General features: G+C 66.0%; 18 protein-coding genes. 15 read left to right on the top strand and 3 right to left on the bottom strand.

The features are described from left to right. From F3J20_RS29480 to F3J20_RS29470, 3 genes are all read left to right on the top strand, one after another. Window positions 1–2,101 (top strand): CHAT domain-containing protein (locus F3J20_RS29480; RefSeq protein ID WP_167285616.1); only part of this gene is annotated, 2,101 nt, incomplete at its 5' end. A 22-nt stretch (window positions 2,102–2,123) separates the two neighbouring features. Beyond that, window positions 2,124–3,800 (top strand): ShlB/FhaC/HecB family hemolysin secretion/activation protein, encoded by a 1,677-nt coding sequence (locus F3J20_RS29475; protein ID WP_167285615.1) that lies wholly within the window; start codon window positions 2,124–2,126, stop codon window positions 3,798–3,800. A 157-nt stretch (window positions 3,801–3,957) separates the two neighbouring features. Then, window positions 3,958–8,454: a filamentous hemagglutinin N-terminal domain-containing protein gene (locus tag F3J20_RS29470; RefSeq protein WP_167285614.1), complete on the top strand. Its 4,497-nt coding sequence runs from the start codon at window positions 3,958–3,960 to the stop codon at window positions 8,452–8,454. Here the strand turns inward: F3J20_RS29470 and F3J20_RS29465 are convergent. From F3J20_RS29465 to F3J20_RS29455, 3 genes are all read right to left on the bottom strand, one after another. Beyond that, window positions 8,451–9,287: a glycosyltransferase family A protein gene (locus F3J20_RS29465; protein ID WP_167285617.1), complete on the bottom strand. Its 837-nt coding sequence runs from the start codon at window positions 9,285–9,287 to the stop codon at window positions 8,451–8,453. The two genes, F3J20_RS29470 and F3J20_RS29465, sit on opposite strands and share 4 nt — an antisense overlap. 154 nt (window positions 9,288–9,441) lie before the next feature. Beyond that, window positions 9,442–10,242 (bottom strand): protein phosphatase 2C domain-containing protein, encoded by an 801-nt coding sequence (locus F3J20_RS29460; protein WP_167039845.1) that lies wholly within the window; start codon window positions 10,240–10,242, stop codon window positions 9,442–9,444. Between the two features lie 34 nt (window positions 10,243–10,276). Next, window positions 10,277–10,957 carry a hypothetical protein gene (locus F3J20_RS29455; protein WP_167039948.1) on the bottom strand — a complete coding sequence of 227 codons (681 nt, stop codon included), beginning with the start codon at window positions 10,955–10,957 and terminating at the stop codon, window positions 10,277–10,279. An 869-nt stretch (window positions 10,958–11,826) separates the two neighbouring features. Here F3J20_RS29455 and tssA point away from each other — a divergent pair. The 12 genes from tssA to F3J20_RS29395 all read left to right on the top strand — a co-directional run. Continuing rightward, entirely contained in the window at window positions 11,827–12,864 is a 1,038-nt protein-coding gene (gene tssA, locus F3J20_RS29450) for a type VI secretion system protein TssA (RefSeq protein ID WP_167285613.1), read from the top strand. A gap of 86 nt (window positions 12,865–12,950) precedes the next feature. Beyond that, window positions 12,951–13,457 carry a type VI secretion system contractile sheath small subunit gene (tssB, locus tag F3J20_RS29445; protein WP_205192674.1) on the top strand — a complete coding sequence of 169 codons (507 nt, stop codon included), beginning with the start codon at window positions 12,951–12,953 and terminating at the stop codon, window positions 13,455–13,457. A gap of 25 nt (window positions 13,458–13,482) precedes the next feature. Further along, window positions 13,483–14,979 (top strand): type VI secretion system contractile sheath large subunit, encoded by a 1,497-nt coding sequence (tssC, locus tag F3J20_RS29440; protein WP_167039850.1) that lies wholly within the window; start codon window positions 13,483–13,485, stop codon window positions 14,977–14,979. 48 nt (window positions 14,980–15,027) lie between these two features. Next, a complete protein-coding gene (locus tag F3J20_RS29435) occupies window positions 15,028–15,516 on the top strand; it encodes a type VI secretion system tube protein Hcp (protein WP_167039852.1) in 489 nt (162 codons plus the stop codon). A gap of 95 nt (window positions 15,517–15,611) precedes the next feature. Continuing rightward, window positions 15,612–16,448, top strand: coding sequence for a type VI secretion system accessory protein TagJ (locus F3J20_RS29430; protein ID WP_167285612.1), 837 nt, complete (start codon window positions 15,612–15,614; stop codon window positions 16,446–16,448). Continuing rightward, window positions 16,441–16,953 carry a type VI secretion system baseplate subunit TssE gene (gene tssE / locus F3J20_RS29425; protein WP_167039855.1) on the top strand — a complete coding sequence of 171 codons (513 nt, stop codon included), beginning with the start codon at window positions 16,441–16,443 and terminating at the stop codon, window positions 16,951–16,953. The genes F3J20_RS29430 and tssE overlap by 8 nt, the downstream gene beginning before the upstream one ends. A gap of 4 nt (window positions 16,954–16,957) precedes the next feature. Further along, window positions 16,958–18,853 (top strand): type VI secretion system baseplate subunit TssF, encoded by a 1,896-nt coding sequence (gene tssF, locus F3J20_RS29420; RefSeq protein ID WP_167285611.1) that lies wholly within the window; start codon window positions 16,958–16,960, stop codon window positions 18,851–18,853. Continuing rightward, the gene (gene tssG, locus F3J20_RS29415; RefSeq protein ID WP_167285610.1) at window positions 18,838–19,917 is read left to right on the top strand and encodes a type VI secretion system baseplate subunit TssG; all 1,080 of its coding nucleotides are present in this window, start codon (window positions 18,838–18,840) and stop codon (window positions 19,915–19,917) included. The genes tssF and tssG overlap by 16 nt, the downstream gene beginning before the upstream one ends. A gap of 4 nt (window positions 19,918–19,921) precedes the next feature. Beyond that, entirely contained in the window at window positions 19,922–22,702 is a 2,781-nt protein-coding gene (gene tssH, locus F3J20_RS29410; RefSeq protein WP_167285609.1) for a type VI secretion system ATPase TssH, read from the top strand. A gap of 59 nt (window positions 22,703–22,761) precedes the next feature. Then, entirely contained in the window at window positions 22,762–23,151 is a 390-nt protein-coding gene (locus F3J20_RS29405) for a DUF4280 domain-containing protein (RefSeq protein ID WP_167039863.1), read from the top strand. 1 nt (window position 23,152) lies between these two features. Further along, entirely contained in the window at window positions 23,153–25,144 is a 1,992-nt protein-coding gene (tssI, locus tag F3J20_RS29400; protein ID WP_167285608.1) for a type VI secretion system tip protein TssI/VgrG, read from the top strand. 31 nt (window positions 25,145–25,175) lie between these two features. Further along, on the top strand, window positions 25,176–25,923 hold a 748-nt coding region (locus tag F3J20_RS29395; protein WP_167285607.1), incomplete at its 3' end, for an FHA domain-containing protein.

Genomic DNA, 25,923 nt, shown 5'->3' with positions numbered 1-25,923 from the left:
CGGCGGCGCGTCCGCGGCGGTGGCGCGGCCCGCCAGCGCCGCGGGGCTGGCCCCCGAATCGTTCGGCTTTCGCCAGGCCGAGGAACGCGAACGCGACGCCGAAACGATCAACACATTGACCGCCGAAGGGCGTCTGCTGCTCTCGCGCGATCACGTCAAACTTCCCGCCTACGACTATTGCAGCATGTCCGTTTCGGCGGCCGAGCGCGGCGACTTTCGTGACAGCGTCGACGCCGCCGCGCGCGCGCTCGTGGTCGCCGGGCAAACCAATAACGCGGATCTCGCGGCCCTCTCCAAGCGCGACCTCGCGATCGCCTACAGCTATGCCGGCGATCTCGACAACGCCGAACGCTACGCCCGCGAGGCGCTCGCCTCGACGCCGAAGGCGCCCGAGCAGGTCTACGCGCCGGCCGACAAGGTACTCGGCGACGTCGCGTTGCGCCGGGGCAAACCCCGCGAGGCGCTGGCCGCCTACAACGATGCGCTGGCGACCGCGTCGCCGCGCTACAAGCCGCTCGTGCTGATGTCGGTGATCAACGCGCAGCTTGCCGCCGGCGACACGGCCGGCGCGCGCCAGACCTTCGACGCGATCGGCGCGCCGGCCACGGCGGAACTTGCCCCCGAGTATCAGCGTATCGAAGGCAATCTGCTGCTTGCCGAAGGTAAGCCCGAGGATGCACGACGCGCGTTCGAAGCGCTGCTGGGCCAAAGCGGCAATTCCGGCGACGCGAACTACGACCGCCTGTGGGCTCACGAAGGCATCGGCCGCGCCGATCTCGCGCTCAACGACAAGCCGCATGCGCGCGAAGCCTATCTGCTGGCCGTCGACGACGCCGAGAAAATCCGCGCGCGGTTTCGCAGCGACGAGTTCAAGACCGGCCTGTTCGGCGATACGCAAACGGTCTTCGAAGAGGCCATCGCGTTGAGCGTCGACGCCGGCGACTACGAGGGCGCGTGGACGCTGTCCGAGCGCAGCCGCGCGCGGGCGCTGCTCGATGTCGTGCGCAACCGGGTCGATGCCGGCGTCGACGACCGTCAACTGAACGGCCAGGTGCCGAGCCTTGCCGCGACGCGCGCCGTGCTCAAGCCGAACGAGGCGATCGTCGAATACCACAGCCTCGACAAGGAGATGATCGTCTGGGTGGTGCGTCGCGACGGCCTGACCGGCTACACCTTGCCGATCGCGCGCGCCGACATGGATGCCGCCGTGACCGACATGCGCAACGCGATCGTGCGCCGCCGCCCGGCCGCGCTCACCTACGGCGACAAGCTCGATGCGCTGCTGATCGCGCCGCTCGGCCTGCGCCCGAACGAGCGGCTCATCATCGTGCCGCACGGCGCGCTGCACTATCTGCCGTTCCAGGCGCTGCACAATGCCGACGGCTTCCTGATCGAACGCCATCCGATCGCGCTCGCGCCGTCGGCGAGTGTCGCCATTCAACTCGCGCAACGCCAGCAGAAGATCGCGAGCGACTTGGTCGCGTTCGGCAATCCGACCATCACGCCCGCGTATGCGCTGCCGGGCGCCGAGGCGGAAGTGCAGGGGATCGCACCGCTGTTCGCGCACAACGAGGTGTTTCTGCACGGCGACGCCACGCGCCTGAGCTTTCGCGACAACGCGCCGGCGGGCCGCGTGCTGCACGTGGCGACCCACGCCCAGGCCGACACGATCGATCCGCTGCACTCGCGCATCCTGCTCGCGCCGGCGACGCAGCCCGCCGACGGCCCCGACTCGCTGCTCGCCAAGGACATCTACAACCTCAAGCTCAACAACGTTTCGCTCGTCACGCTGTCGGCCTGCGAGACCGGGCTGGGGCGGATTGCGCGCGGCGACGAGATTCTCGGTTTCACGCGCGCGTTTTTCTATGCCGGCGCGACGAGCCTGATCGTGTCGATGTGGCCGGTCGCCGACGAATCGAGCGCGCTGACGATGCGCACCTTTTACTCGCAACTCGCCGAAGGCCATGATGCGATCGATGCGATGCGCACCGCGCAACTGGCGGTGCTGCACACGCCGCGCTTCGCGCATCCGTTTTTCTGGGCGCCATTCGATCTGATGGGCGGCTGGCGCCTGACTATCGCGCGGCCGCAACAGGGATGAACCGACACCTCGACCTACATCGATGAAAAGACTCCGACTGATCGCCGCGGCGGTGTCCTGCGGCAGCGTGCTCGCGTGGGGACAGACGCTGCCGAACGCGGGCAGCATCCTGAACCAGACGGCGCCGCGCGATACGCGTCCCGCCCCGCCGGCCGGCAGCCAGGCGTTGCCGGCGGTGCCGCAGGCGCCGCCGCCGCCCGTCACCGCGGCCGGCCCGAGCTTCGTGCTGAAGCACATCACGCTCAAGGGCAACGACACGATCGCCACCGACGTGCTGCTCGCGCCCGTGCAGGACCGGATCGGCAAGGAGACCGGCTTTGCCGGCCTCGAAGCGATTGCGGCGCGCATCACGCAGGTGTATCGCGAGCGCGGCTATCTGCTGGCCCAGGTGGTGATCCCGCCGCAGGACGTGAGCGCCGGCAACGTCGAACTGAGCGTGCTCGAAGGGCGCGTCGGCCATGTGCGGCTCGACATCGCGGCCGGCACGCCGATCCGCGAAGACCTGCTGCGCGAGCGGGTCGCGCAGATTCCGCTCGGCCGGCCGCTGCAGCAGCACGAGCTCGAACGGACCATGCTGCTGCTGTCCGATCTGCCGGGTATTCAGGTGTCCTCGGCAATCGAGGCGGGCGAGGAGCCCGGCACGGTCGATCTGACCATCAGCGTCGCGCCCGCCAAACGCTGGACCTTCGCGGTCGACCTCGACAACTTCGGCGCGGACGCGAGCGGCACCTGGCGGCTCGGCGCGCTGGCCCGCCTGAATTCGCCGTTCATGATCGGCGACAACCTCGACCTGCGGCTGCTCGGCGGCCAGCGCGGCGACACGCTCTATGGGCGCGTCGGCTACGAGGCACCGCTCAATGCGCAAGGCACGCGCCTCGGGGTCGCGGTGTCGCGGCTCAACTACGCGCTCGGCAAGGAGTTCGCCTCGCTCGACGCGCAGGGCGAGGCGACCGTGGTCGACTTCACGCTCACGCATCCGCTCGTGCGCACGCGCAATCAGAGCCTGTTGGGCCGCGTCAATTTCGAATACCGCGATCTGATCGACAACGTCGGCGTCGTCGATCAGCACAATCCGAGGTCGCTCGTGGAAGGCAGCATCGGCCTGAGCTACGAAAGCCGCGACGCGCTGTTCGGCGGCGGCTTCAACAGCGCCGACGTGGAGTTGCTGATCGGCAGCCTGCATTTCCGCAGCGCGGCGGCCGAGCAGCTCGATGCCTCGTCGTTGGGACGCGACACGCAAGGCAACGAACTGCGCGCGACTTTCTTTGCCAACCGCCTCAATGCGGTGACCGAGCGGTTCAGCGTGTTCGCCGGCGTATCCGGCCAGTGGGCCGCGACCACGCTCGACAGTTCGTCGCGCTTCCTGCTGGGCGGTCCGCACGCGGTGCGCGCTTATTCGCCCTCCGAAGCATTGGTCGACGAGGGGTTCGTCGCCACGCTCGAAGGCCGCTTTGCGATCGATGCGCGGGCGACCGTGTTCGGCTTCTTCGACTTCGGAACCGGCTGGTACAACGCCAGTTCGCGGCCGAACCAGGGCTCGAACGTCATCACGCGCAGCGGGGTGGGGGTCGGCGCATTCTGGGCCGCGCCGGGCGGCTTCTCGTTGCAGGGCACGGTCGCATGGCGCACGACCGCGCCCGACACGACCGGCGACGACAAGCTCCCACGCTTCTACGTACAACTGACGAAGACGTTCTGACGGGGCAACGCGGCATCGCGAAGAGCATCACAAAACACAGTATGACGAAGGGCAGCGAAAGCATGAATCGGGTCGCCGGTTGCCGCGCGCGCAGCGCTGGCGGCAGGATCGTTGAATCGTGGGTCGTGCCGGGAGGCTCCCGGCGCCGAGGTGTGCGATGAACAAGCCATGCAGGGCGCGGCCGAGGCGCGCCAACAACGCGATTGCCGGCGCGGTCGCCGCGCTGTTCGCGGCGTCGTGTCTGCCGTCCGCGTTCGCGAACCCGACCGGCGCGCAGGTGGTGGCCGGCACGGTCGGCATCAGCTCGCCGGGCGCGGGGCAGATGAACATTACGCAAGGCTCGTCGAATGCGATCGTCAACTGGAACACGTTTTCGATCGGCGCGGGCGAAGCGGTCAGGATCGTGCAGCCGTCGGCGGCTTCGGCCCTGCTCAACCGCGTGACGGGCAACGACCCCAGCGTGATCGCGGGACGCCTGCAGGCCAACGGCAAGGTGTTTCTCGTCAATCCGGCCGGGGTGATCTTTGCGCCGGGGTCGTCGGTGAACGTGGGGTCGATGATCGCCTCGACCCTCAACATCTCCAATGCCGATTTCCTCGCCGGCAACTATCGCTTCGTCGGCACCTCGGCGGCATCGGTCAGCAATGCCGGTTCGCTGACGGCGGCGGAAGGCGGCACCGTCGCGTTGCTCGGCGGCACGGTCAGCAATAGCGGCACGGTCAACGCGAAGCTCGGCACCGTCGCGCTGGGCGCGGGCAACGACATCACGGTCGACTTCGCCGGCGACGGCCTGACGACGCTGAAGATCAACCAGGGGGCGGCCAACGCGCTGATCGGCAACACCGGCACGCTGGCCGCCGACGGCGGCACGGTGGTGATGAGCGCGCAGACCGCCGACGCGCTGGCCGGCACGGTCATCAACCAGCAGGGCATCGTGCGTGCGCAAAGCCTCAGCGAACACGACGGCCATATTCTGCTCGACGGCGGCACGAACGGCGCGACGCTCGTGAGCGGAACGCTCGACGCGAGCGGCGGCGCCGGACAAACCGGCGGCCGGATCGACGTAACGGGCTACGACGTGGCGCTGCTCGCGGGCGCCTATGTCGATGCGAGCGGCGCCGCCGGCGGCGGCACCGTGCATTTCGGCGGCGGCTCGGCGGGTGCGGACCCGACCGTGCGCAATGCCAACGCGATCTGGATGTCGCCCACCGCGAGCATCCACGCGGACGCGCTCGTCGACGGCAACGGCGGCAACATCGCCGCCTATAGCGAGACGGTCAGCCGCATTTACGGCACGTTGACGGCGAAGGGCGGCCCGCAGGGCGGCAACGGCGGCCTGATCGAAACCTCGGGGCACACGCTCGACACGACCGGAATGAGCGTCGACGCATCGGCGCCGAAGGGGCAGGGCGGCCTGTGGCTGCTCGATCCGTTCGAGGTCGACATCGTGACGACCTTGCCCGAGGGTGCGGTCGCGCCGACCCCGTCGGCCGACAGCCCCGTGACGTTCGGCCCGTTCACGGGCACCACGTACATCCTCAACTCGGCGCTCACCGGTCCGCTGAGCGGCGGTACGTCGGTGAAGATATCGACCGGGCTCGATGCGAACAACGACGTGGGCGACATCGTGGTCGACGCACCGCTCAGCATCACGACCGGTACCAAGGCCGCGACGCTCACGCTGAACGCGACGGGCTCGGTGAAGATCAACAGCAACATCACGTCGAGCGCGGCCCCGCTCAGCCTGACTTTCGATGCGAACACCCAGGGGGCGAGCCCGAACAGTCTGATCGCGTTCCAGAGCGTCACCGTCAACACCAACGGCGGCGGCATCACGTTGAACGGCAACGGCGGGACCAGCCCGATCCTGATCGACACGTCGATCATCGACACGGCGGGCGGCGCGCTGTCGGCCAGCGGCACGTTCCCGCTCGAGGGCGTCGCGATCGGCTATCTGGTGACGGCATCGACAGGCATCCTCATCAACGCGTCGCAGATTTCCACCGAGGGCGGCCCGCAGACTCTTACGGGCGTTGCGCTGGGCCCGAACGCGGCGGGCGTTTCGATCGAGGGCGTCAGCACCATCTCGACGACCAGCGGCCCGCTCGACATCGAGGGCACGGCGACCGCCGGCGGCGCTTCCAACGACGGCGTGTTCGTGATCGGCGGCAACCAGATTCAGACCGGCAGCGGCGCGCTCAGCATCAACGGCCAGGGCAGTTCGAATATCGACCAGCCGGGCACCGGCGTATTTCTGTCGAACAGTTCCGTCAGCAGCGCGAGCGGGCCGCTCAGCGTGACCGGCACGTCCACGGGCAGCTTCGGCACCGGTGTTTACGTGTTCGGCGGCGTTTCAGAGGGCGACACCGGCACGCTGCAACCGGGGATCAGCAGTTCGGGCGGGGCGATCGCGATTGGCGGCAGCGTGTCGCAAAGCGGCGACGCGAGTCTCGGCATCGACGTCGAGAACACCACGATCTCCAACACGAGCGGCCCGATCAGCATGACGGGGGGCGTGACCGGCACCACCACCGGCGGCAGCTTCGCGACCGGCACCTATATCTACAACAGCACGTTGAGCACGGGCAGCGGCGCCATGGCCGCCTCGGGCAGCGTGTCGTCGAACATGAGCGTCAGTATCGGTCTCGACCTGCGCGGGTCGTCGGTCCAGTCGACGAGCGGCAACATCGCCTTCACGGGGCAGAGTGTCGGGACGGCGGCCGAAGGCTCCTCGGTGATCGGCCTCGCGCTGGAGAACACGCCTTGCGGCGACTGCGTGCAGCCCGGTCCCACCTCGATAACGACCGGCGGCACCGTGAGCCTCTACGGCAGCGGCGTCGGTTCCGGTGTCGAAGGCGTGCTGATTACCGATGCATCGTCGGTCACCTCGACCAACGGCGGTGCGATCGATATTCGCGGCGCGGTGACCGGACCCGTTGCCGCGAGCCCGAACCTGCAGGGCGACTATGGCGTGCTGATCAGCAGCGGCACGCTCAGCGCGACCGGGGCGAACACCACCATCGGCATCGCCGGTTCGACCACCACGACCGATCCGGGCGTCGCGATCGGCGTCCCGATGCCGGTCGACGAGTCGAGCGAGTTCGGCTTCTCCTTGACGACCACCGGTACGAACGGCAACAACGCGACGATTTCGACGGCGAATCCCGGCTCGATCGTATTGCGCGCATTCAACGACGGCACCGCGAGCAGCCTCGCCATCACGCAGGCGGCGCTGACCTCGCCGGGCGGCGTGCTGGCGATCATGCCGGCCTCGGTGGACCCGTCGAGCTTCGCGATCACCGCGCAGGACGGCACGCCGATCACGCTGCTCGGCGCGGGCGGCGGCCTCAGCATCGACGCCGCGACCTTCGCGACCTTCGCGTCGATCCCGAACATCGTGCTCGGGTCCAGCACGCAGACCGGCGCGATCACCGTCAACGGGCAGTGCGCGTCGGGCAGCACGACTTGCACGACGCGTCCGAGCTTCGCGAACAATCTCACGCTGACCAATCCGGGCGCGGGCAGTGGCGGGATCGCGCTGCCCTACGGCATCTCGATGCCGGGCCAAACCTTGACGCTGATTTCGGCCGGTCCCGTTACCGACCCCGGCGGCATTCAGGCGGCCGGACTGCTGCTCGCCGGGCCCGGCAACTTCCAGTTGACCGATCCGCAAAACGACGTCGCCGTGCTGGCGATGTCCCAGGCGGGCAACGTCGATTTTTCGGACTCCCATGGTTTCGTGATCGGTCCCCTGACGAGCCAGACGTTCAATTACGCCACAGGCAGCACGAGCACGGTCGACGCGACCAACTCCACGCTGACCGGCAACCTCGTCGCGACCGCGAGCAGCGGCAATATCGGACTCGGCGGCAGCACGCCTTCTGCGGCGGGGCCGAATACGAATCTGAGCACGAACGGCTCGATCGACCTCGTGATGGAGAGCGGCGTTTTCGTCGACGCGGGCAGCGGCACGCTCAGCGCCGGCAATGGCTGGCGCATCTGGGCCAGCACCTGGAACGGCGAGACGCGCGGCAGCGTACAGCCGAACACCGCGCAGCCGAATTTCTACGGTTGCCTGTTCGGTTCGGGCTGTAGCTGGGGCGGCACGGTGCCGACCAGCGGCGATCATTTCGTCTATGCCGCGCGGCCGACGCTGACCGTCACCGCGGACGGCGCGACCCGCTTCGTCGGCGCGCCGAACCCCGCCTTCACGTTCACGGCGAGCGGCCTGATCAATGGCGACACCGCCGCGGGCGCGTTGAGCGGCTCGGAGACGACCACGGCAAACGCCGGATCGCCGGCGGGGAGCTATCCGATCAACCCCAGCTTCGCATCGAACGTGGGCTATATCGTCAACGAATTGCCCGGCACGCTGACCGTGCTGCCGTTGCCGAACTCGCCGCAGCCGATCTTCGATCCGATCGCACACAGCGGATTGCAATCGGTGTTCGGCAGTCAGGAGCAGACCTTCGTCTACGAAAACAATCTGCAGGGCACCAACATCTGCATCGGCTCGAACCAGCCGCTCTTCAGCACGACGACACCGGGCGACAATCAGGACATTCTCGCGGTGGAGTGGAAGCGGGTGCGTTCGCAGCCGAACCTGAACAGCTGCATGCTGATCAACAGCCAGCACGGCTGCGGCGACTTCTAGCGTTGTTTGGGCGTTTCGCGCGGCGCTGTGGGGGCGCTTGCGTTAGCGTCGCTGACCTCCGCTGCCGCGCCGCCGGCCGGCGCATGCAGCGCGCGCAGTTGCGCGAGGGCCAGCTCCGCGCTGGCGACGAAGCGTTGCGACAGCCGCAATGCCTCGACGACCTCTTCATAGAGGGGCCGTTCCATGCCCATATGAATTCTGAAAAACCGCTCGGCGTGGATGCCGGGATGGTAATGCTGGCGAACCCGCTTGCCGTCGATCAGCCGCCGGTTGCCGAACAGCCTGCCGAGTGCCCATGAAAATGCGCCGTCTTCGCCGCCGACGCGGCGGAAGAATTCGTCGAGCGGAAAGCCGCCGAGCGCGCGATACACCGCGCGCCGGATCACCAGACTGCTCGGCACGGTATTGCTGAGGATCGCTGCATATTTGTCGAAGTCGGGATGCTCGACGATGGCCTGTGGAAAACCGACATAGTCGACGTCGAGCCGCACCGATGCTTCCCGCGGTGCGCGCTGCAAATACTGGCTGGCCGCAGCCAGTGCGCCGGGCAGGTATTCGTCGTCGGCGTCGATGAAGGCCAGCAGGTCCTGCGTCGCGTGCATCGCGGCCCAGTTGCGCGCGGCGGCGACGCCGCCGTTCACGTGCATGCGCAGCACTTCCACGCGCGCGTCGCGCTGGCGGTAATGCTGCGCGACGTCGAACGACGCATCGGTCGAGCCGTCGTCGACGACGATGATCTGCGCCGCCTCCGGCTGGATCAGGCAGCTGTCCAGCGCGCGCCCGAGCGTCGTCGCCATTTGCAGGCAGGGAATGATGATCGAGATCGGCACGATACGAATCCTGCTCGGTGATTCTGCTCAGTAAGCCTGTTCGATAAGCTCACTCAATAAGCCTGCTCAGGAATCCTGCGAAAGAGAGCGGATGGCGTACGCTTCGGACGTTGCGCTCATGGTTCGTCAGGATTCCACTGGATGGGGTCCGCGACGTCTACACTGGTCCGGCGCCCGGCGTCACCCTCAATTCCGTCGCTTCCGGATCGCCACCGATCCACACTGCGAGCGCCGTGAAGTTGTCGTGATTGGCGCTCGCGTTCGCGCGCACCTTGTCCGCCAGCGCGTCGAGCCACGCGGCGGGCGTCGCCGCCTGCGCCAGCGCGTCGACGATGCCGGCGTCGTCGGCGTACTCCCAGAGTCCGTCGGTGCAGATCAGGAAAGCGTCGCCGTCACGCAGCGCGAAGGTGCCGGCCACGCTCGCGATCTGCAACGGGTCCCGGGTGCCGAGCGCCGCATACAGCACATTGCGGCGCGGGTGATGGCGCATCTCCTCGGCGGCCAGCAGGTGGGCGTCGACCATCTCCTGGACCATGCTGTGGTCGCGCGTTCGCGCGCTGATTCCGCCATGGCGAAAGCAGTAGAGGCGGGTGTCGCCGCAGTGCGCCCACGCGGCCGTTCCGCAGTCCCGATCGATGGCGAGCAGCACGGCGGTCGAGCGCATGTCCTTCTCGTTGCCGTCGCCGCGCAACTGTTCTTCGACGATGTTCTCGTTGGCATGCGTGAGCGCGCTCGCGAGGCGCTCGCCGGTCGGCGGCAACTCGGCCACGGTCAGGTAGCGCAAATCTGCCAGTACGGAATCGACGACGAGGCGCGAAGCGACGTCGCCGCCGCCGTGTCCGCCGGCGCCGTCGGCGACGACGCAATAGTAGAGCCGTTCGCTCGACCAGTCGCCGAACGAATCTTCGTTGCGCGGGCGGCCGCCCCGGTCGGTCAGGCTTGCGGTGACGAGTTGCACCGTTGACCTCTCATGTGCTCGCGGTCTCTCGACCTTATTCCTGCGCGTGCGACTGCGCGGACAGAATGCCCAGCACCAGCAGGATGGCCATGCGATTGCACGGCGTGATGTCGATGCCGAGGTCCTGCTCGATCCACTGGCCGATTTCCGTGCGGCTGAAGTCGGCCGGGATCGAGCCTTTTTTCAGCGTGACGCCGAGCTTGCGGGCCCGATAGTGATACGACGCAATACCGTAACGCGCCGCCACTTGCGACAAACCGCCTTTCTCGTTCGAGAGCCAGCCGAGACTGCCGGCGAGCAGCATGCGGTCGGCGTCGTCGAGCGAGGCGATGAAGCGCGACGCCGATTCGCGCACTTCGGCTTCATGCAGGCCGTATTGCAATAGCACCGAGCCGATCGGGTCCGGATGAAAGGCCGCTTGCCGGTCGACTTCCGGCATCACGTCGTCTTCGTCGATCGACACGTTGCGCTGATGGCTCGCGCTGCGCAGGCAGTCGATCAGATAACGGCGGAAGTACGCGCACACCGCGTGGCTGCTCGAAGGCGCGCTGTGCAGCGGGAAGGTGGGCGATGCCGTCTGCGCGGCGTCGAGACGGAACACCTTGAAATAGAGGAACTGCGAGATCAGTTCTTCCTTGTCCTCGCCGAGCGCCTGCAACTCCGACGGATGGTAGCCCGTCAGCGCGCGGCGCACGATCGTGTAGATCGATGCCATCTCGTCATGGCTCAAACAGGTGCGGCGCTGCCACAGGTCGGGCAGCGCGCTTTCTCCAGCGTGGTCTATTACCGCTGCGCTTTGGATCTCTGCCACTTGTCACCCCGGAGTGGTGAACCTCGCTCGGGCGAGGCTCTACTGGTTAACTGCCCATTCTTGGCGAGTCCGTGATGCACGGGACTCCAGTCCTCGACGAATCCGTGCAGCCGCGCCGCCCTCCCAGACAGCGGCGCGTCAAATCCATGCAATACCGGTAATGCCGCGCGGCAACCGGTAGAGTGACTGGAAACAGCGTTAGTCTATTGGCCCGTTTTCTTTAATACAAGATAAAACTTAATGGGCTATTCGACATTTATGCGCATTGTCGTATTTCTATCGGGACTAACCCGTAATTATGATTTAAGCGCTTAGCGGTGCAAAAAAAGTTTAATTTTTTTGCAAAATCGGGGTGCCGGATTCGTTTACCACTATGCCGGAACATCCCGCCGATCGACCGACCCAAAAGGGACAGTGGCGAAATTATAGGACGACCGTTTAGTCTGATGATTACGATTTTTTCTGGAACAGAAAGCTGCGAGCGTTTTAAATATTTATAGAATTGGAAGCTATTTCATATAGTATTTAACTTAATTAATCAAAATGACTTTTTATTGCTGTCCGGCTTTGATTTTCCGGGCCGCGTGCTATTCTCATATCGAATTGCCAATGAGAAAACGTAAGCTTCGCTAAAAGATCGCGTGAGTCCGGCGCGGGCAATTTAAATAGAGTTAAGAGGTATTTCGGGGGAGCGCTCATTCCCTGGCGGCAAGGCAACCCGTACCGGTCCTTTACGGTGCGTCGAGACTACTCATCCGAGACCGATACAAGACATGGCCACGCTTGCTGCGGGCGTATTGCTTGCCGAGATATCCGCCGAGAGTCCGTGCGGAGACGACCTTGAGTACCACCCTGACTTCCTGCAACTCGAGCAGGTCGTGCATGGCAAGCCCGAGGTGCAGTACGGCGAGACTACCGTCGCCGCCACGCCGCCCGACTGGAAAGTCGCGGAAGCGCTGTCACTCGATCTGCTCGCGAGAAGCCGTGATTTGCGAGTCGCGGTGCACCTGTCGCGCGCGCTGCTGAATCGCAAGGGTTTCGCCGGCTTTGCCGAGGGTCTTGCGCTGGTGCAGGGGCTGCTCGAACAGCGCTGGGATCATGTGTATCCGCAACTCGATGCGGACGACGACAACGATCCGACCGCCCGCGTCAACACGCTCACCGCGCTGACCGAAGCCTCCGGCATGCTGCTGGACGTGCGCGATGCCGCGCTCGTGTCGTCGCGCGCGCATGGCATCGTCAGTTTGCGCGACATCGAATATGCGACCGGCGAAGTGCCGCTCGCCAATGGCGTCGAAGCGCCGTCGCTCAGCTCGATCGACGCGGTGATCGCCGACGCGCACGAAGACGCGGTGGCCACGCACGCCGCCTTGCTCGACGCGCTGCATGCCGGGATGCGCATCGAGACGGTCTTGACCGAACACGTCGGCGCCGCGCGCGCCATCGACCTCTCGCCGCTCACGAAGCTGCTGCGGCGCGCCGCCGACTTTCTCGGCGAACGTCTCGGCACATCGGCCGTCGCGGCGGAGGGGGCGCTGGACGAGGCGGCGGCCGGCGAGGCCGCGCCGGGTCAACGCGCGGGCGCGGCGCCGGCGCCGGTGTCCGGCGACATCACGGATCGTCAGGACGTGATCCGCGTGCTCGACAAGATCTGCGCGTACTACGAGCGTCACGAACCCTCCAGCCCGGTGCCGCTGCTATTGCTGCGCGCGCGCCGTCTGGTCGACAAGAGCTTTATGGAAATCCTGCAGGACCTCGCGCCCGAAGGAATGAGCCAGGCCCGGCAGGTAGGCGGTATCGAGAACGAGTAAGCAGTCAGCCGGGGATGTGCTTTTTGCGTTTAGCAACGCCAGTCACGCGCCATGCTGCTCGCGGCCGTGCGGCGTCAACCAGGGGAATGGTCGTGGCCAAGGAAAGCAGCCAGAAATTCATCGCGCGCAATCGGGCGCCGCGGGTTCAGATCGAGTACGACGTCGAAGTCTACGGCTCGGAGAAGAAGGTCAATCTGCCCTTCGTCATGGGCGTGCTGGCCGATCTCTCCGGGCAGCCGGCGGACCCGCTCGCACCGGTGGCGGATCGCAAGTTTCTCGAGATCGACGTCGACAATTTCGACGAGCGTCTGAAGTCGATGAAACCGCGCGTTGCCGTGCAGGTGCCGAACATGCTGACGGGCGAGGGCAACCTCGCCGTCGACATGACCTTCGAGAGCATGGACGACTTCTCGCCCGCGGCGGTCGCGCGCAAGGTGGATGCGCTGGCCAAGCTGCTGGAAGCGCGCGGCCAGTTGCAGAACCTGCTGACGTACATGGACGGCAAGACCGGCGCCGAGGACCTGATCGCGAAGCTGCTGAGCGATCCGGCCTTGCTGCAGTCGCTGGCGTCCGCGCCGAAGCCGCAGGAATGAGTGTGAACCACAGGGGAGTCTGACCATGGCCGAACCTAGTACCCAAGGGCAAGCGCAACCCGGCGAAACCTCGCTCGAAATGAGCGATTTCGCGAACCTGCTGCAAAAGGAATTCAAGCCGAAGAGCGACAAGGCGAAGGAAGCCGTCGAAACGGCGGTGCGCACGCTCGCCGAACAGGCGCTGCGCGATACCAACGTGATTTCCGGCGACGTGCTCGCGACGATCGAATCGCTGATCGCGCAGATCGACGCGAAGCTGACCGCGCAGATCAACCAGATCATCCACTCGGAAGAGTTCCAGAAAGTCGAGAGCGCATGGCGCGGCTTGCACTATCTGGTGAACAACACCGAGACGGACGAAACCCTGAAGATCCGCGTGATGAACGTATCGAAGGGCGATCTGTACAAGACGCTCAAGAAGTACAAGGGCACCGCGTGGGATCAAAGCCCGTTCTTCAAGAAGCTCTATGAAGAGGAGTACGGCCAGTTCGGCGGCGAGCCGTACGGCGCGCTGGTGGCCGATTACCACTTCGACAACAGCGGCCCCGACGTCGATCTGCTGACGCAGATGGCGAAGATCTCCGCCGCCGCGCATGCGCCGTTCATCGCGGGCGCCGATCCCGCCGTGATGCTGATGGACTCCTGGCAGGAGCTGGCGAATCCGCGCGACCTGACGAAAATATTTCAAACTCCTGAGCATGCGGCCTGGCGCTCGCTGCGCGAATCGGAAGATTCGCGCTACGTGGGTCTCGCGATGCCGCGCTTTCTCGCCCGCGCGCCGTATGGCGCGAAAACCAACCCGGTCGAGGAGTTCGATTTCGAGGAAGACACCGCCGGCGCCGACAGCAGCAAATACTCATGGGCCAATGCGGCCTATGCGATGGCGACCAACATCAATCGCTCGTTCAAGATGTATGGCTGGTGCTCGCGGATTCGCGGCATCGAGTCGGGCGGCGCGGTCGAGAATCTGCCGGTGCATGCGTTCCCCACCGACGATGGCGGCGTGGACATGAAGTGCCCGACCGAAATCGCCATCAGCGATCGCCGCGAAGCCGAACTGGCGAAGAACGGTTTCATGCCGCTCGTGCACAAGAAGAACTCCGATTTCGCCGCCTTCATCGGCGCGCAGTCGCTGCATAAGCCCGCCGAGTACGAAGACCCGGACGCCACCGCGAACGCGAATCTGGCCGCCCGTCTGCCGTACCTGTTCGCGTGCAGCCGCTTCGCGCACTACCTGAAGTGCATCGTGCGCGACAAGGTCGGCAGCTTCAAGGAGAAGGACGACATGCAGCGCTGGCTGCAGAACTGGATTCTGCAGTACGTCGATGGCGATCCCGCGCACTCGACGGAAGAGTCCAAGGCAAGACGGCCGCTTGCAGCCGCGGAGGTGGTCGTCGAAGAAGTGGAAGGCAATCCGGGGTATTACACGTCGAAGTTTTTCCTGCGTCCGCATTACCAGTTGGAAGGCCTGACCGTATCGCTACGGTTGGTTTCGAAGCTTCCGTCCGCCAAGGCGGCATGACGGAAATCCCTTTTTTTCAGTGACGAATTGTTTTGAGCGGAGAAAGACATGGCCATCGATATGTTCATGAAGCTGGGCGATATTAAGGGCGAGTCGCAGGACAAGACCCATAAGGAAGAAATCGAAGTGCTGGCATGGAGCTGGGGGCTGAGCCAGAGCGGCACGATGCACATGGGGACGGGCGGCGGGGCCGGCAAGGTATCGGTGCAGGACCTCTCGTTCACCAAATACAGCGACAAGGCCACGCCGCCGATCATGGCGGCCTGTACCAAGGGCACGCACATCGACAAGGCGCTGCTGACCGTGCGCAAGGCCGGCGGCGACAACCCGCTCGAGTACTACAAGGTCACGCTCGAAGGCGTGCTGGTCAGCTCCTACTCGACGGGCGGCTCGGGCGGCGAAGAGCGTTTCACCGAGAACGTCACGCTCAACTTCGAGAAGTTCCATGTCGAGTATCAGCCGCAAAACGCCAAGGGTGCGAAGGAAGGCGGGGTGGTCGAAACGAAGTGGAACATTCCCGCCAACGCCGAGAGTTGAGCGGCAGGCAGCATGGGACGACCGCACCGCGCCGGCCACGCCGCCGCGGTGCGGCGGCGGGTGGGATGACCTCAGCCTGAGCGGAGCGAACCGGCATGACAGCAGAAGAGTGTTTGCGCGCGGGCGATGTCGACGGATGCCTGAGCGAATTGCAGAACCAGGTTCGCAAGGACCCGTCGAAAGCCGCTTATCGCGTCTTTCTGTTCCAGTTGCTCGCGGTGACGGGCGCGTGGGATCGCGCGCTGACGCAACTGAACGTGGTGGGCGAACTCGACGCCGCGGCGTTGCCGATGGTGCAAACCTATCGCGCGGCGTTGCAGTGCGAAGCATTGCGCGACGCGGTGTTCAAAGGCGAACACGCGCCGCTGATTTTCGGCGAGCCGACCGGCTGGCTCGCCTTGCTCGTCGAAGCATTGCGGCTCGAAGCCGCGGGCGATGCCGGCGCGGCGGCGGCCGCGCGCGCGCAGGCGCTCGAGGAAGCGCCGGCCACCGCCGGCACGCTGAACGGCGAGCCGTTTGCATGGCTCGCCGATGCCGACAACCGGCTCGGCCCGACCCTCGAAACCGTGCTGAACGGCCGCTATTACTGGATTCCGTTTGACCGTATCAAACGCATCGTGATCGAGCCGCCCTCGGACCTGCGCGACCGGGTCTGGATGCCGGCTATCTTTACCTGGGCCAACGACGGCCAGGCCGCCGGCCTGATTCCGGCCCGCTATCCGGGCACGCTCGCTCATCCGGATCGCGCGTTGTGGCTCGCGCAACTGACCGATTGGAGCAGTGACGATCCGGCGACCGCGCGGCCCGTCGGACAGCGCATGTTCGCCTCGGAGGCGAACGACTACGCGCTCTTCGACGTGCGAACCATCGAACTGGAAAGCCGTGCTGCGGACCCCGAAGAGAACGGCGCGGCCGTCCCCGATCATGGCTGAGCTGACCGCCCGCGACCGCCTGCAGCCGTCACTGCTCGACCGGCTGACCGATCTCGAACCCGAGGCGAGCCAGGAAGCGCGCGAGCGCCGCGTGCTGTCGATGCGCGCACTGCGCGAGAGCGTGCAGCGCGACCTCGCCTGGCTGCTGAATGCGAACGGCCTCGCGTCGGTGCAGGACCTGAGCGGTTATCCGTACGTCGCGACCTCGGTCATCAACTTCGGCTTGCCGGACATTGCCGGCAAGACCGCCTCGGGGATCGATCCGCTGCGGCTCGAACGGCTGGTGCGCGACGCGATCTGGGCGTTCGAGCCGCGCATTCTGCGCGATACCGTGCGGGTCAGTTCGATGCAGTTCGAAGAAACCACCGGGCGTCATAACACCGTGTCGTTTCTGGTCGAGGGCGACCTGTGGGCGCAGCCGTATCCGGAGCGGCTCTACTTCAGGACCGAACTGGACCTGGAGGCCGGCGAGATGCGCGTGATCGATCAGGGCGGACCGCGCTGACGCCATGAATCCCGACCTGATCAAATACTACAGCCAGGAACTGCAGCATCTGCGGGAGATGGGCGGCGAGTTCGCGCGCGAATTTCCGAAGATCGCCGGCCGCCTCGGCATGGAAAGTCTCGAATGCGCGGACCCGTATGTGGAGCGTCTGCTCGAAGGCTTCAGTTTTCTCGCGGCGCGCGTGCAACTGAAAATCGACGACGAGTTTCCGCGCTTTACCCAGCACCTCGCCGAACTGGTGTACCCGCATTACCTCGCGCCGACGCCGTCGATGGCCGTGGTGCAGATCCAGCCCGACCTGAGCAGTTCGAGTCTCGCGGAAGGCGTGCGCATTCCACGCGGCAGCGCGCTGCGCAGCGTGCTCGACAAGAACGGTTCGACGCGTTGCGAATACCGCAGCGCCCATGAACTGGCGCTCTGGCCGCTCGAAATCGCCGAGGCGCGCTTCTTTACGCATACCGGTTCGCTCGGCGGTATCGACAGCGCGCTGCCGGCGAGCATGGCGGGCGGCGGCGCCATCAAGGCCGGCCTCAGATTGCGGCTGCGCGCGACCGGCGGCCTGAAATTCAACCAGTTGAAGCTCGACCGGCTGACGCTGTATCTGCGCGGCACCGACGGCATGGCCACGCGCATCCACGAGCGTCTGCTGGGTTCGGTGAGCGGCATCGTCGTGCTGCCGGCCAAACGTCCGGCGGCATGGCACGTGCAGTTGCCGGCGAGCGCGCTGCGCCCGCTCGGTTTTGCCGACGACGAAGCGCTGCTGCCGCTCAGCGGCCAGTCGTTCCCGGGCTACCGTTTGCTGCAGGAGTACTTCGCTTTTCCGCAGCGCTTCATGTTTCTCGCGATCGACGGCTTGCAGGCGGCGCTGCGCCGTTGCGCGGAGACCGAACTCGAAGTCATCGTGCTGCTCAAGCGTGGCGATCCGCAGCTCGAACAATCGCTCGACGCCGGCAATTTCGCGCTGCACTGCACGCCCGCCATCAACCTGTTTGCGAAGCGTACCGACCGCATCGCGCTCTCGGACGAGCAGTTCGAATATCACGTGGTGGCCGATCGCACCCGGCCGATGGACTTCGAGATCTACCGGATCGAGACCGCGACCGGCTATAGCGCGAGCGCGGGCGGCGAGCAGCAGTTCGAGCCGTTCTATCACGCGCGCGATCTCGGCGCCATGTATCGGGCCGGCGCCTACTATCAGGTGCGCCGCGAGAAGCGTTTGCCCTCGTCGCGGCAGCATGAGCGCGGACCGCGTAGCAGCTATCTCGGCAGCGAGATGTACATCGCGCTGGTGGATGCGAAGCATGCGCCGTTTCGCGCCGACCTGCGGCAACTCGGCCTGCAGGTGCTGTGCACCAATCGCGACTTGCCCCTGACGATGCCGGTCGGCGTCGGCCCCGCCGATTTCACGCTCGACGTCGAAGCGCCGGTGCAGAGCGTGCGCTGCGTGAACGGCCCGAGCCGGCCGCTGCCGTCGTATGCGCATGGGGCCGTGGCGTGGCGGCTGTTGAGCCACCTGTCGTTGAACTACGCGTCGCTGCTCGACAACGACGCGCGCGAGGGCGCTCGCGCGCTGCGCGATCTGCTGAGCCTCTACTGTCCCGTCGACGATATCGCCAGCCAACGGCTCGTGGAAGGCGTGCGCTCGATCGATGCGCGCTCGGTGACGCGCCGCCTGCCATGCGCCGGACCGATCGTGTTCGGCCGCGGTCTCGAAGTGACGCTGACGCTCGACGAAGCCGCGTTCGAAGGCGCCGGCGCGTTTCTGCTCGGCGCCGTGCTCGCGCATTATTTCGCGCAATACGTCTCGATCAATTCGTTCACCGAGACCGTGGTGAAGACGCTTTCCCGCGGCGAGATCATGCGCTGGCCAGCGAGGGTCGGACAATGCCGGACGCTCTGACGCTGCTGCGCCGGCTCGAGGACGACGCGCGCCGCTTCGACTTCTTCCAGGTCGTGCGGCTGCTGGAGAACGCGTACCCGGACAAGCCGCGCGTGGGCGAGTCGATGCAGCCGCGCGACGACGCGATCCGTTTCGTGCAGGAACCCGAACTGGTGTTCCAGCCGACCTCGCTCGGCGCCTTCACGCCGGCCGGCGAACGCCATGCCGCGCGCCTCGCGGTCAAGTTCTTCGGCCTGTTCGGCCCGCACGGCCCGCTGCCCACGCACTTGACGGAATACGCGCGCGATCGTGCGCGCAATGCGGGCGACCCGACCTTCGCGCGTTTTCTCGACGTCTTCCATCACCGCATGGTGACGCTGTTCTACCGCGCGTGGGCCAATGCGCAGCCGGCCGTGAGTCTCGACCGACCGGGGCGCGACCGCTTTTCCTTTTATGTCGGCAGCCTGTTCGGGCTCGGCGAGCCGGCGCTGCGCGAGCGCGACGCGGTGCCCGATTTCGCCAAGCTGCACTTCGCCGGTCTGCTGGCCGGGCCGACCCGTCCGGCCGCCGGATTGAAGCTCGTCCTGACGCGCTTTTTCAACCTGCCGGTCGAGATCGAGCAGTGGGTCGGCCATTGGATGACGCTGCCCGCCGGTTCGCTGCTGCGTCTGGGCGCGGCCGACGGCGCCGCGCTCGGCGTGGCGACGCTGCTCGGCACGCGCACGTGGGATTGCCAGCATAAGTTTCGCATCGTCATCGGACCGCTGAGCCGCGCCGATTACGAGCGCTTTCTGCCGGGCGGCGAGAGCCTGAAGCGTCTCGTCGACTGGGTGCGCAACTACGCGCGCGACGGGCTCGACTGGGACCTGAGGCTCGTGCTCAGACAGGAAGACGTGCCGCGTCTGCAACTCGGGCGTCACACGCGGCTCGGTTACACCACCTGGACGCTCGGCCAGGCGGCGCAAGGCGATCAGCGCCAGCTGGTGCTGCAGCCGACCGCGCCGGATGGCCGTTCACGGATTGCCGCGGCGGCGCGTGCGCCGTCTTCTTCTGCGGTGCCATCATCGACATCATCGGGGGAATAGCCATATGGCCGAGATCAAACGGGCAGCCTTGTTCGGCAAGCTGAACAAGCTCGGATTCCGCGCAATCGAAAGCGCGAACGTGTTCTGCAAATTGCGTGGCAATCCTTATATCGAGCTTGTGCACTGGTTCCATCAGATCCTGCAACTGCAGGACTCCGACCTGCACCGCATCGTCAAGCACTATGGGCTGGAGCCTTCCGGCCTCGCACGCGATCTGACCGAAGCGCTCGACCGCCTGCCGCGCGGCTCGGGTTCGGTGACCGATATTTCCTCGCAGGTCGAGGAAGCGGTCGAGCGCGGCTGGGTGTTCGGCTCGCTGATGTTCGGCGAGTCGCAGGTGCGCACCGGCCATCTGGTGGTCGGCCTGCTGAAGACGCCGTCGCTGCGCAACAGCCTGTACGGCATCTCGCGCCAGTTCGAGCGCATCAAGCTCGAGGCGCTCGTCGACGAATTCGACAGCCTGCTGCGCGAGTCGCCGGAAGCGGCGATGAGCGCGAGCGACGGTTTTCAGGCGGGCGGCGCGCAGGGCGCGGGCGCCGATGCGGGTGATGCAGGCGGTCCCGTGCCGGCCGCTGCGCTCGGCAAGCAGGAAGCGCTGCGGCGCTTCACTACCGATCTGACCGAGCAGGCGCGCAACGGCAAGCTCGATCCGATCGTCGGGCGCGACGAGGAAATCCGCCAGGTGGTCGACATTCTGATGCGCCGCCGCCAGAACAATCCGATCCTGACCGGCGAGGCGGGCGTCGGCAAGACCGCGGTGGTGGAGGGCTTCGCGCAGCGCATCGCGGCGGGCGACGTGCCGCCGTCGTTGCGCGACGTGCAGTTGCGCACGCTCGACGTCGGTCTGCTGCAGGCGGGCGCGAGCATGAAGGGCGAGTTCGAGAACCGCTTGCGGCAGGTGATCGAAGAGGTGCAGGCCTCGGAAAAGCCGATCATTCTGTTTATCGACGAAGCGCATACGCTGGTCGGCGCGGGCGGAGCGGCTGGCACCGGCGACGCGGCGAACCTGCTGAAGCCGGCGCTCGCGCGCGGCACGCTGCGCACGGTGGCGGCCACCACGTGGGCCGAATACAAGAAGCACATCGAGAAGGACCCGGCGCTGACGCGGCGCTTCCAGGTCGTGCAGGTCAGCGAGCCGGACGAGACCAAGGCCATTTTGATGATGCGCGGCGTCACCTCGACGATGGAGCAGCATCACAAGGTGCAGGTGCTCGACGAAGCGCTCGAAGCGGCGGTGAGGCTCTCGCATCGCTATATTCCTGCGCGCCAGTTGCCCGATAAATCGGTCAGCCTGCTCGACACGGCCTGCGCGCGCGTGGCGGTCAGCCAGCACGCGACGCCGGCTTCGGTCGACGATTCGCGCAAGCGTATCGGGGCGCTCGAAACCGAACTGGCGATCATCGGCCGCGAAAATGCGGTGGGCGTCGACACGCGCGAGCGTCAGGCCGCGGCCGCGGAAAAGCTCGCCGCCGAGCAGGCGCGTCTCGCCACGCTCGACGCCCGCTGGCAGGCAGAAAAAGAACTGGTGACGCGGATTCTCGATCTGCGCGCGCAATTGCGCGGCGAGACCGGCAAGGTGGAAGGCGCGGCGCAGGCCGGCGCGGCGAACGAAGCAGAGCGGGAAGCGAACCACGCAGCGGACCACGAAGCGAACCGCTCAGCGGCTGAAACCGGCGCTTCCGGCGACACCGCCGCACGCGAGGCACGGCTCGCCGAACTGCGCGAGCTGCAGGCGCAACTCGCGCAGCATCAGGGCGAAGACCCGCTGATTCTCCCCACCGTCGACCAGCAGGCGGTCGCTTCCGTCGTGCAGGACTGGACCGGCATACCGGTCGGCCGGATGGTCCGCAACGAAATCGAAAACGTCCTTAAGCTCGCGGAGAATCTGAACCGGCGCATCATCGGCCAGGCGCATGCGACCGAGATGATCGCGCGGCGCATCCAGACCTCGCGCGCCGGTCTCGACAATCCGAACAAGCCGATCGGCGTGTTCATGCTCGCCGGCACTTCGGGGGTCGGCAAGACCGAGACCGCACTGGCGCTCGCCGAGGTGCTGTACGGCGGCGAGCAGAACGTCATCACGATCAACATGAGCGAGTATCAGGAGGCGCATACGGTGTCGTCGCTGAAGGGCGCGCCGCCGGGATATGTCGGCTACGGCGAGGGCGGCGTGCTGACCGAGGCGGTGCGCCGCCGTCCGTACAGCGTGGTGCTGCTCGACGAAGTCGAGAAGGCCCATCCGGACGTGCACGAAATCTTCTTCCAGGTGTTCGACAAGGGCTGGATGGAAGACGGCGAGGGCCGCGTGATCGACTTCAAGAACACGCTGATCCTGCTGACCACCAATGCGGGCACGGACCTCATCACGAGCCTGTGCAAGGACCCGGAACTGATGCCGGAGCCCGAGGGCATCGCCAAGGCCCTGCGCGAGCCGCTGCTCAAGGTGTTTCCGCCGGCCCTGCTCGGGCGTGTCGTGGTGATTCCGTACTACCCGCTCTCCGACGAGATGCTCGGCGCGATCATCCGCCTGCAGCTTGGGCGGATCGAAAAGCGCCTGCGCGTCTCGCACAAGGTTCCGTTCAGCTACGACGACGACGTGGTGAAGTTGATCGGCAGCCGCTGCACCGAGCTCGAAAGCGGCGGCCGCATGATCGATGCGATTCTGACCAACACGCTGTTGCCGCGTATCAGCACGGAATTCCTGACGCGCATGATGAACGGCAGCGCGGTCGCGAAAGTGCAGATCGGGGCGCGCGACGGCGAGTTTCTCTATACGTTCGATTGATCGGACCGACGCGACGTTCGCGCGGATTTTCGGCTACTTCGCATGGTGAGTGCCTTTCTATGCCGCAACAAGTCAGCATGGGCGCAACGCTGCAATGTTCGTTCGGCGCGGCGCCTTCGTCTCTCGTGGTGCTGCCGGTCAATCGCGTGATGGGCGAAGGGCCGCCCGCGGCCAACATCATGGATCACATTCCGCTCGTCAACATCATGCCGTTCGGCGTGTGCAGCTCGCCCGCCAATCCGACGGTGGCCGCCGCGACGGCCGCCGCGCTGGGCGTGCTGACGCCGATGCCGTGCATCCCGGCCACCCTGTCGCCGTGGGCGCCCGGCGCGCCGACCGTGCTGCTCGGCAACCAGCCGTCGCTCGATAACGTCTCGACCTGCATGTGCAACTGGGGCGGGGTGGTCACGATCGTCAATCCCGCGACCGTCAAGACGATGATTCCGTGACATGACCACGCAAAATCAGAACCGCCACGTCACCGTCAGTTGCGCGCCTGCCGGCCAGGACCTGCTGTTTCTGCACCTGAGCGGCACCGAAGAGTTGGGACGCCTCTGCGAATGGCGGCTCGATCTGCTGAGCCAGCGCAACGATCTGCAAGCCGCCGATCTGCTCGGGCAGGACATCTCGATCGCGCTGTCGCTGCCCGGCGACGGCGAGCGGCAATTCAACGGGATCGTCACGGCCTTCCGCATCGTCGCGCCGGGCGACAGCGTGCGCAACCGCATGGCGCGCTACGAAGCCGTGGTGCGGCCGCGGCTGTGGCTGCTCACGCGTGCGTCGCACAGCCGGTTTTTCCACGAAAAAAGCGTGCTGGATATCGTGACCGGCGTGTTGCAGGACTACAGCATCGACCTCAGCAATAAATGCCAGGCGAGCTATCCGACGCTGCCGCACTGCGCGCAATACCGCGAAACCGACTTCGCTTTCGTAAGCCGCCTGATGGAGCACGAGGGCATCTACTACTACTTCGAGCACAAGGCGGGCAAGCATACGCTGGTATTGACCGATTCGAGCGACGTGCACGCGCCGATCGAGCACTATGCGACGATCTCCTACGATGCGTGGCACGAACCGTCGAACGAGAAGGAATGCGTGTATGCGTGGAGTTCGGGCGCGGAATTGCAGACCGGCAAGTATGAAGTCAACGACTACGATTTCGAAAAGCCTTCGTCGAGCAACCAGCAAGGGCTGCTGTCGCGCGCGACGCGGCCGAAAGTCTACGATCCGCCGGTGTACACGATGCAGGAGCATCTGAGTGGCCACGTGCAATCCGGCGACGGCGATCGGTATGCGAAGGTCGGCATCGAGATTCGCCAGGCGCGCAACGACAGCATTTCGGGCCGTTCGAGCGCGCGCGGCATCTGGCCGGGCGGCCAGTTCAAGCTCGAACATCACGCCTGCGACGCGCAAAACCACGATTATCTGGTGGTCAGCGCGACGTACGAGATCAATTCGGATGTCTATGTATCGACGGTGCGCCATGATCCGTCGCTGCCGTTCTTCGACTGCGCCTTCACCGCGTTGCGCAAGGAAAACCACTTCCGCTCGGAGCGGCTGACCGTTCAGCCGGTGGTGGCGGGCCCGCAGACCGCGGTGGTGGTCGGCCCGGACGGCGAGGAAATTCTCACGGACAAATACGGCCGCATCAAGGTGCAGTTTCATTGGGAGCAGTTCGCGCCGCCGGCCGATGCGGACGCGCGCATGAAGCGCTGCTGGGTACGCGTTTCGCAGAGCTGGGCCGGCAAGAACTGGGGCACGTTCTTCCTGCCGCGCATCGGTCAGGAAGTGGTCGTCGAATTCGTCGAGGGCGACCCGAACCGGCCGCTCGTGACCGGCTGCGTCTACAACGCGAATACGATGCCGCCGTACGCGCTGCCGGCGAATCAGATGTTCTCGACGTTGAAGAGCAATTCGACCAAGGGCGGCGGCGGCTTCAACGAAATGCGTTTCGACGACGACAAGGGCAGCGAGCAACTGTTCTTCCACGCCGAGAAGGATCACGAGACGTGGGTGAAGAACGACATGCTGAACAACGTCGGCAACGATCGGCATCTGAAGGTGACCGGCAACGAGTTCATCGCGATCACGGGTGCGCGCCACGATGCCGTGACCGGCGACCAGAACGCCGAGGTCGACGGCAATGCGTCGCTGAAGGTCGGGCAGAAGCTGCAGGAAAAAGTCGGCATGGACTATGCGATCGATGCCGGCATGAATATCCATATCAAGGCGGGCATGAACGTCGTGATCGAGGCGGGCGCGAGCATCACGCTGAAGGCGGGCGGCGCCTTCGTGGTGATCGGCCCGGCGAGCGTGGCGGTGTCGGGCACGCCGATCCTGCTCAACTCGGGCGGCTCGGCGGGCTCGGGCAGCGGCTCGTCGCCGACCGCGCCGACCGCGCCCAAAGATGCCGACGACGGCACCAAAAAAATCAAATCGTGAGTGATGCACCGGACCGGTTGTGGGGAGCCAAGTGAACTATCCGATTCTTTCGCTGCGGGTTGCGCGGTTCAACGACGAGACGCTGGCCGAGCCGATCGCGATCGCGTTCGGCCCGGCGGGCGGCACGATCGGCCGGGCCAACGACTGCACGCTGGTGCTGCCGGATCAGCAGCGCGCGATCTCGCGCGTTCACGCGCGCATCGAGTTCCGCGGCGGCGACTACCTGCTGTGCGATCTGGGCAGCAATCCGAGCGTGCTGAATCAGCGCGCGCTCGGCGGCACGCGCGAGGCACGACTCGCGGACGGCGACCGTCTGCTGATCGGTCCGTATCTGCTCGAAGTGTCGCTCGGCGAGCCGGCGGCAGGGGTGGGCGGCCTGACGGGCGGGCATGATCCGCTGAGCGCCGCGCAGGTGCTCGGTGGTCCGCTGCCGGCCGATTCGCAAGGTGACGCGCTGCGGCTCGGCGCGCTCGATCCGCTCGGGCAGCCGGGCTTCGGCGAAGCGCAGCGGATTTCGTCGCGGCCGGGCTTCGCGGGCTCGGAGAGCGATCATGTGTCGCCGGAGTGGCAGGCGTTTGCGGTGCCGCAGGCGCAGGCGCCGCGCCCGCCGTCGAGTCAGCCGCCGGGTCAGCCGTCTTACCCGTCGTCGAGCCAGTCGTCGCACCAGGATCAAGGCGCGGCGGCGCCCGCCGGTGGCATTCCGGCGGACTACGATCCGCTCGCCGATGCGTTGGCGCAGTGGGAAACGCCCGCGCAGGCGGGCGCTGCGTCGTATGCGG

It is taken from the genome of Paraburkholderia sp. Cy-641, from assembly GCF_011752945.1.
In the GTDB taxonomy this organism is placed as follows: Bacteria; Pseudomonadota; Gammaproteobacteria; order Burkholderiales; family Burkholderiaceae; genus Paraburkholderia.
The sequence above is the reverse complement of the archived record's forward strand: the minus strand, read 5'-3'. Positions and strand labels throughout refer to the sequence as shown.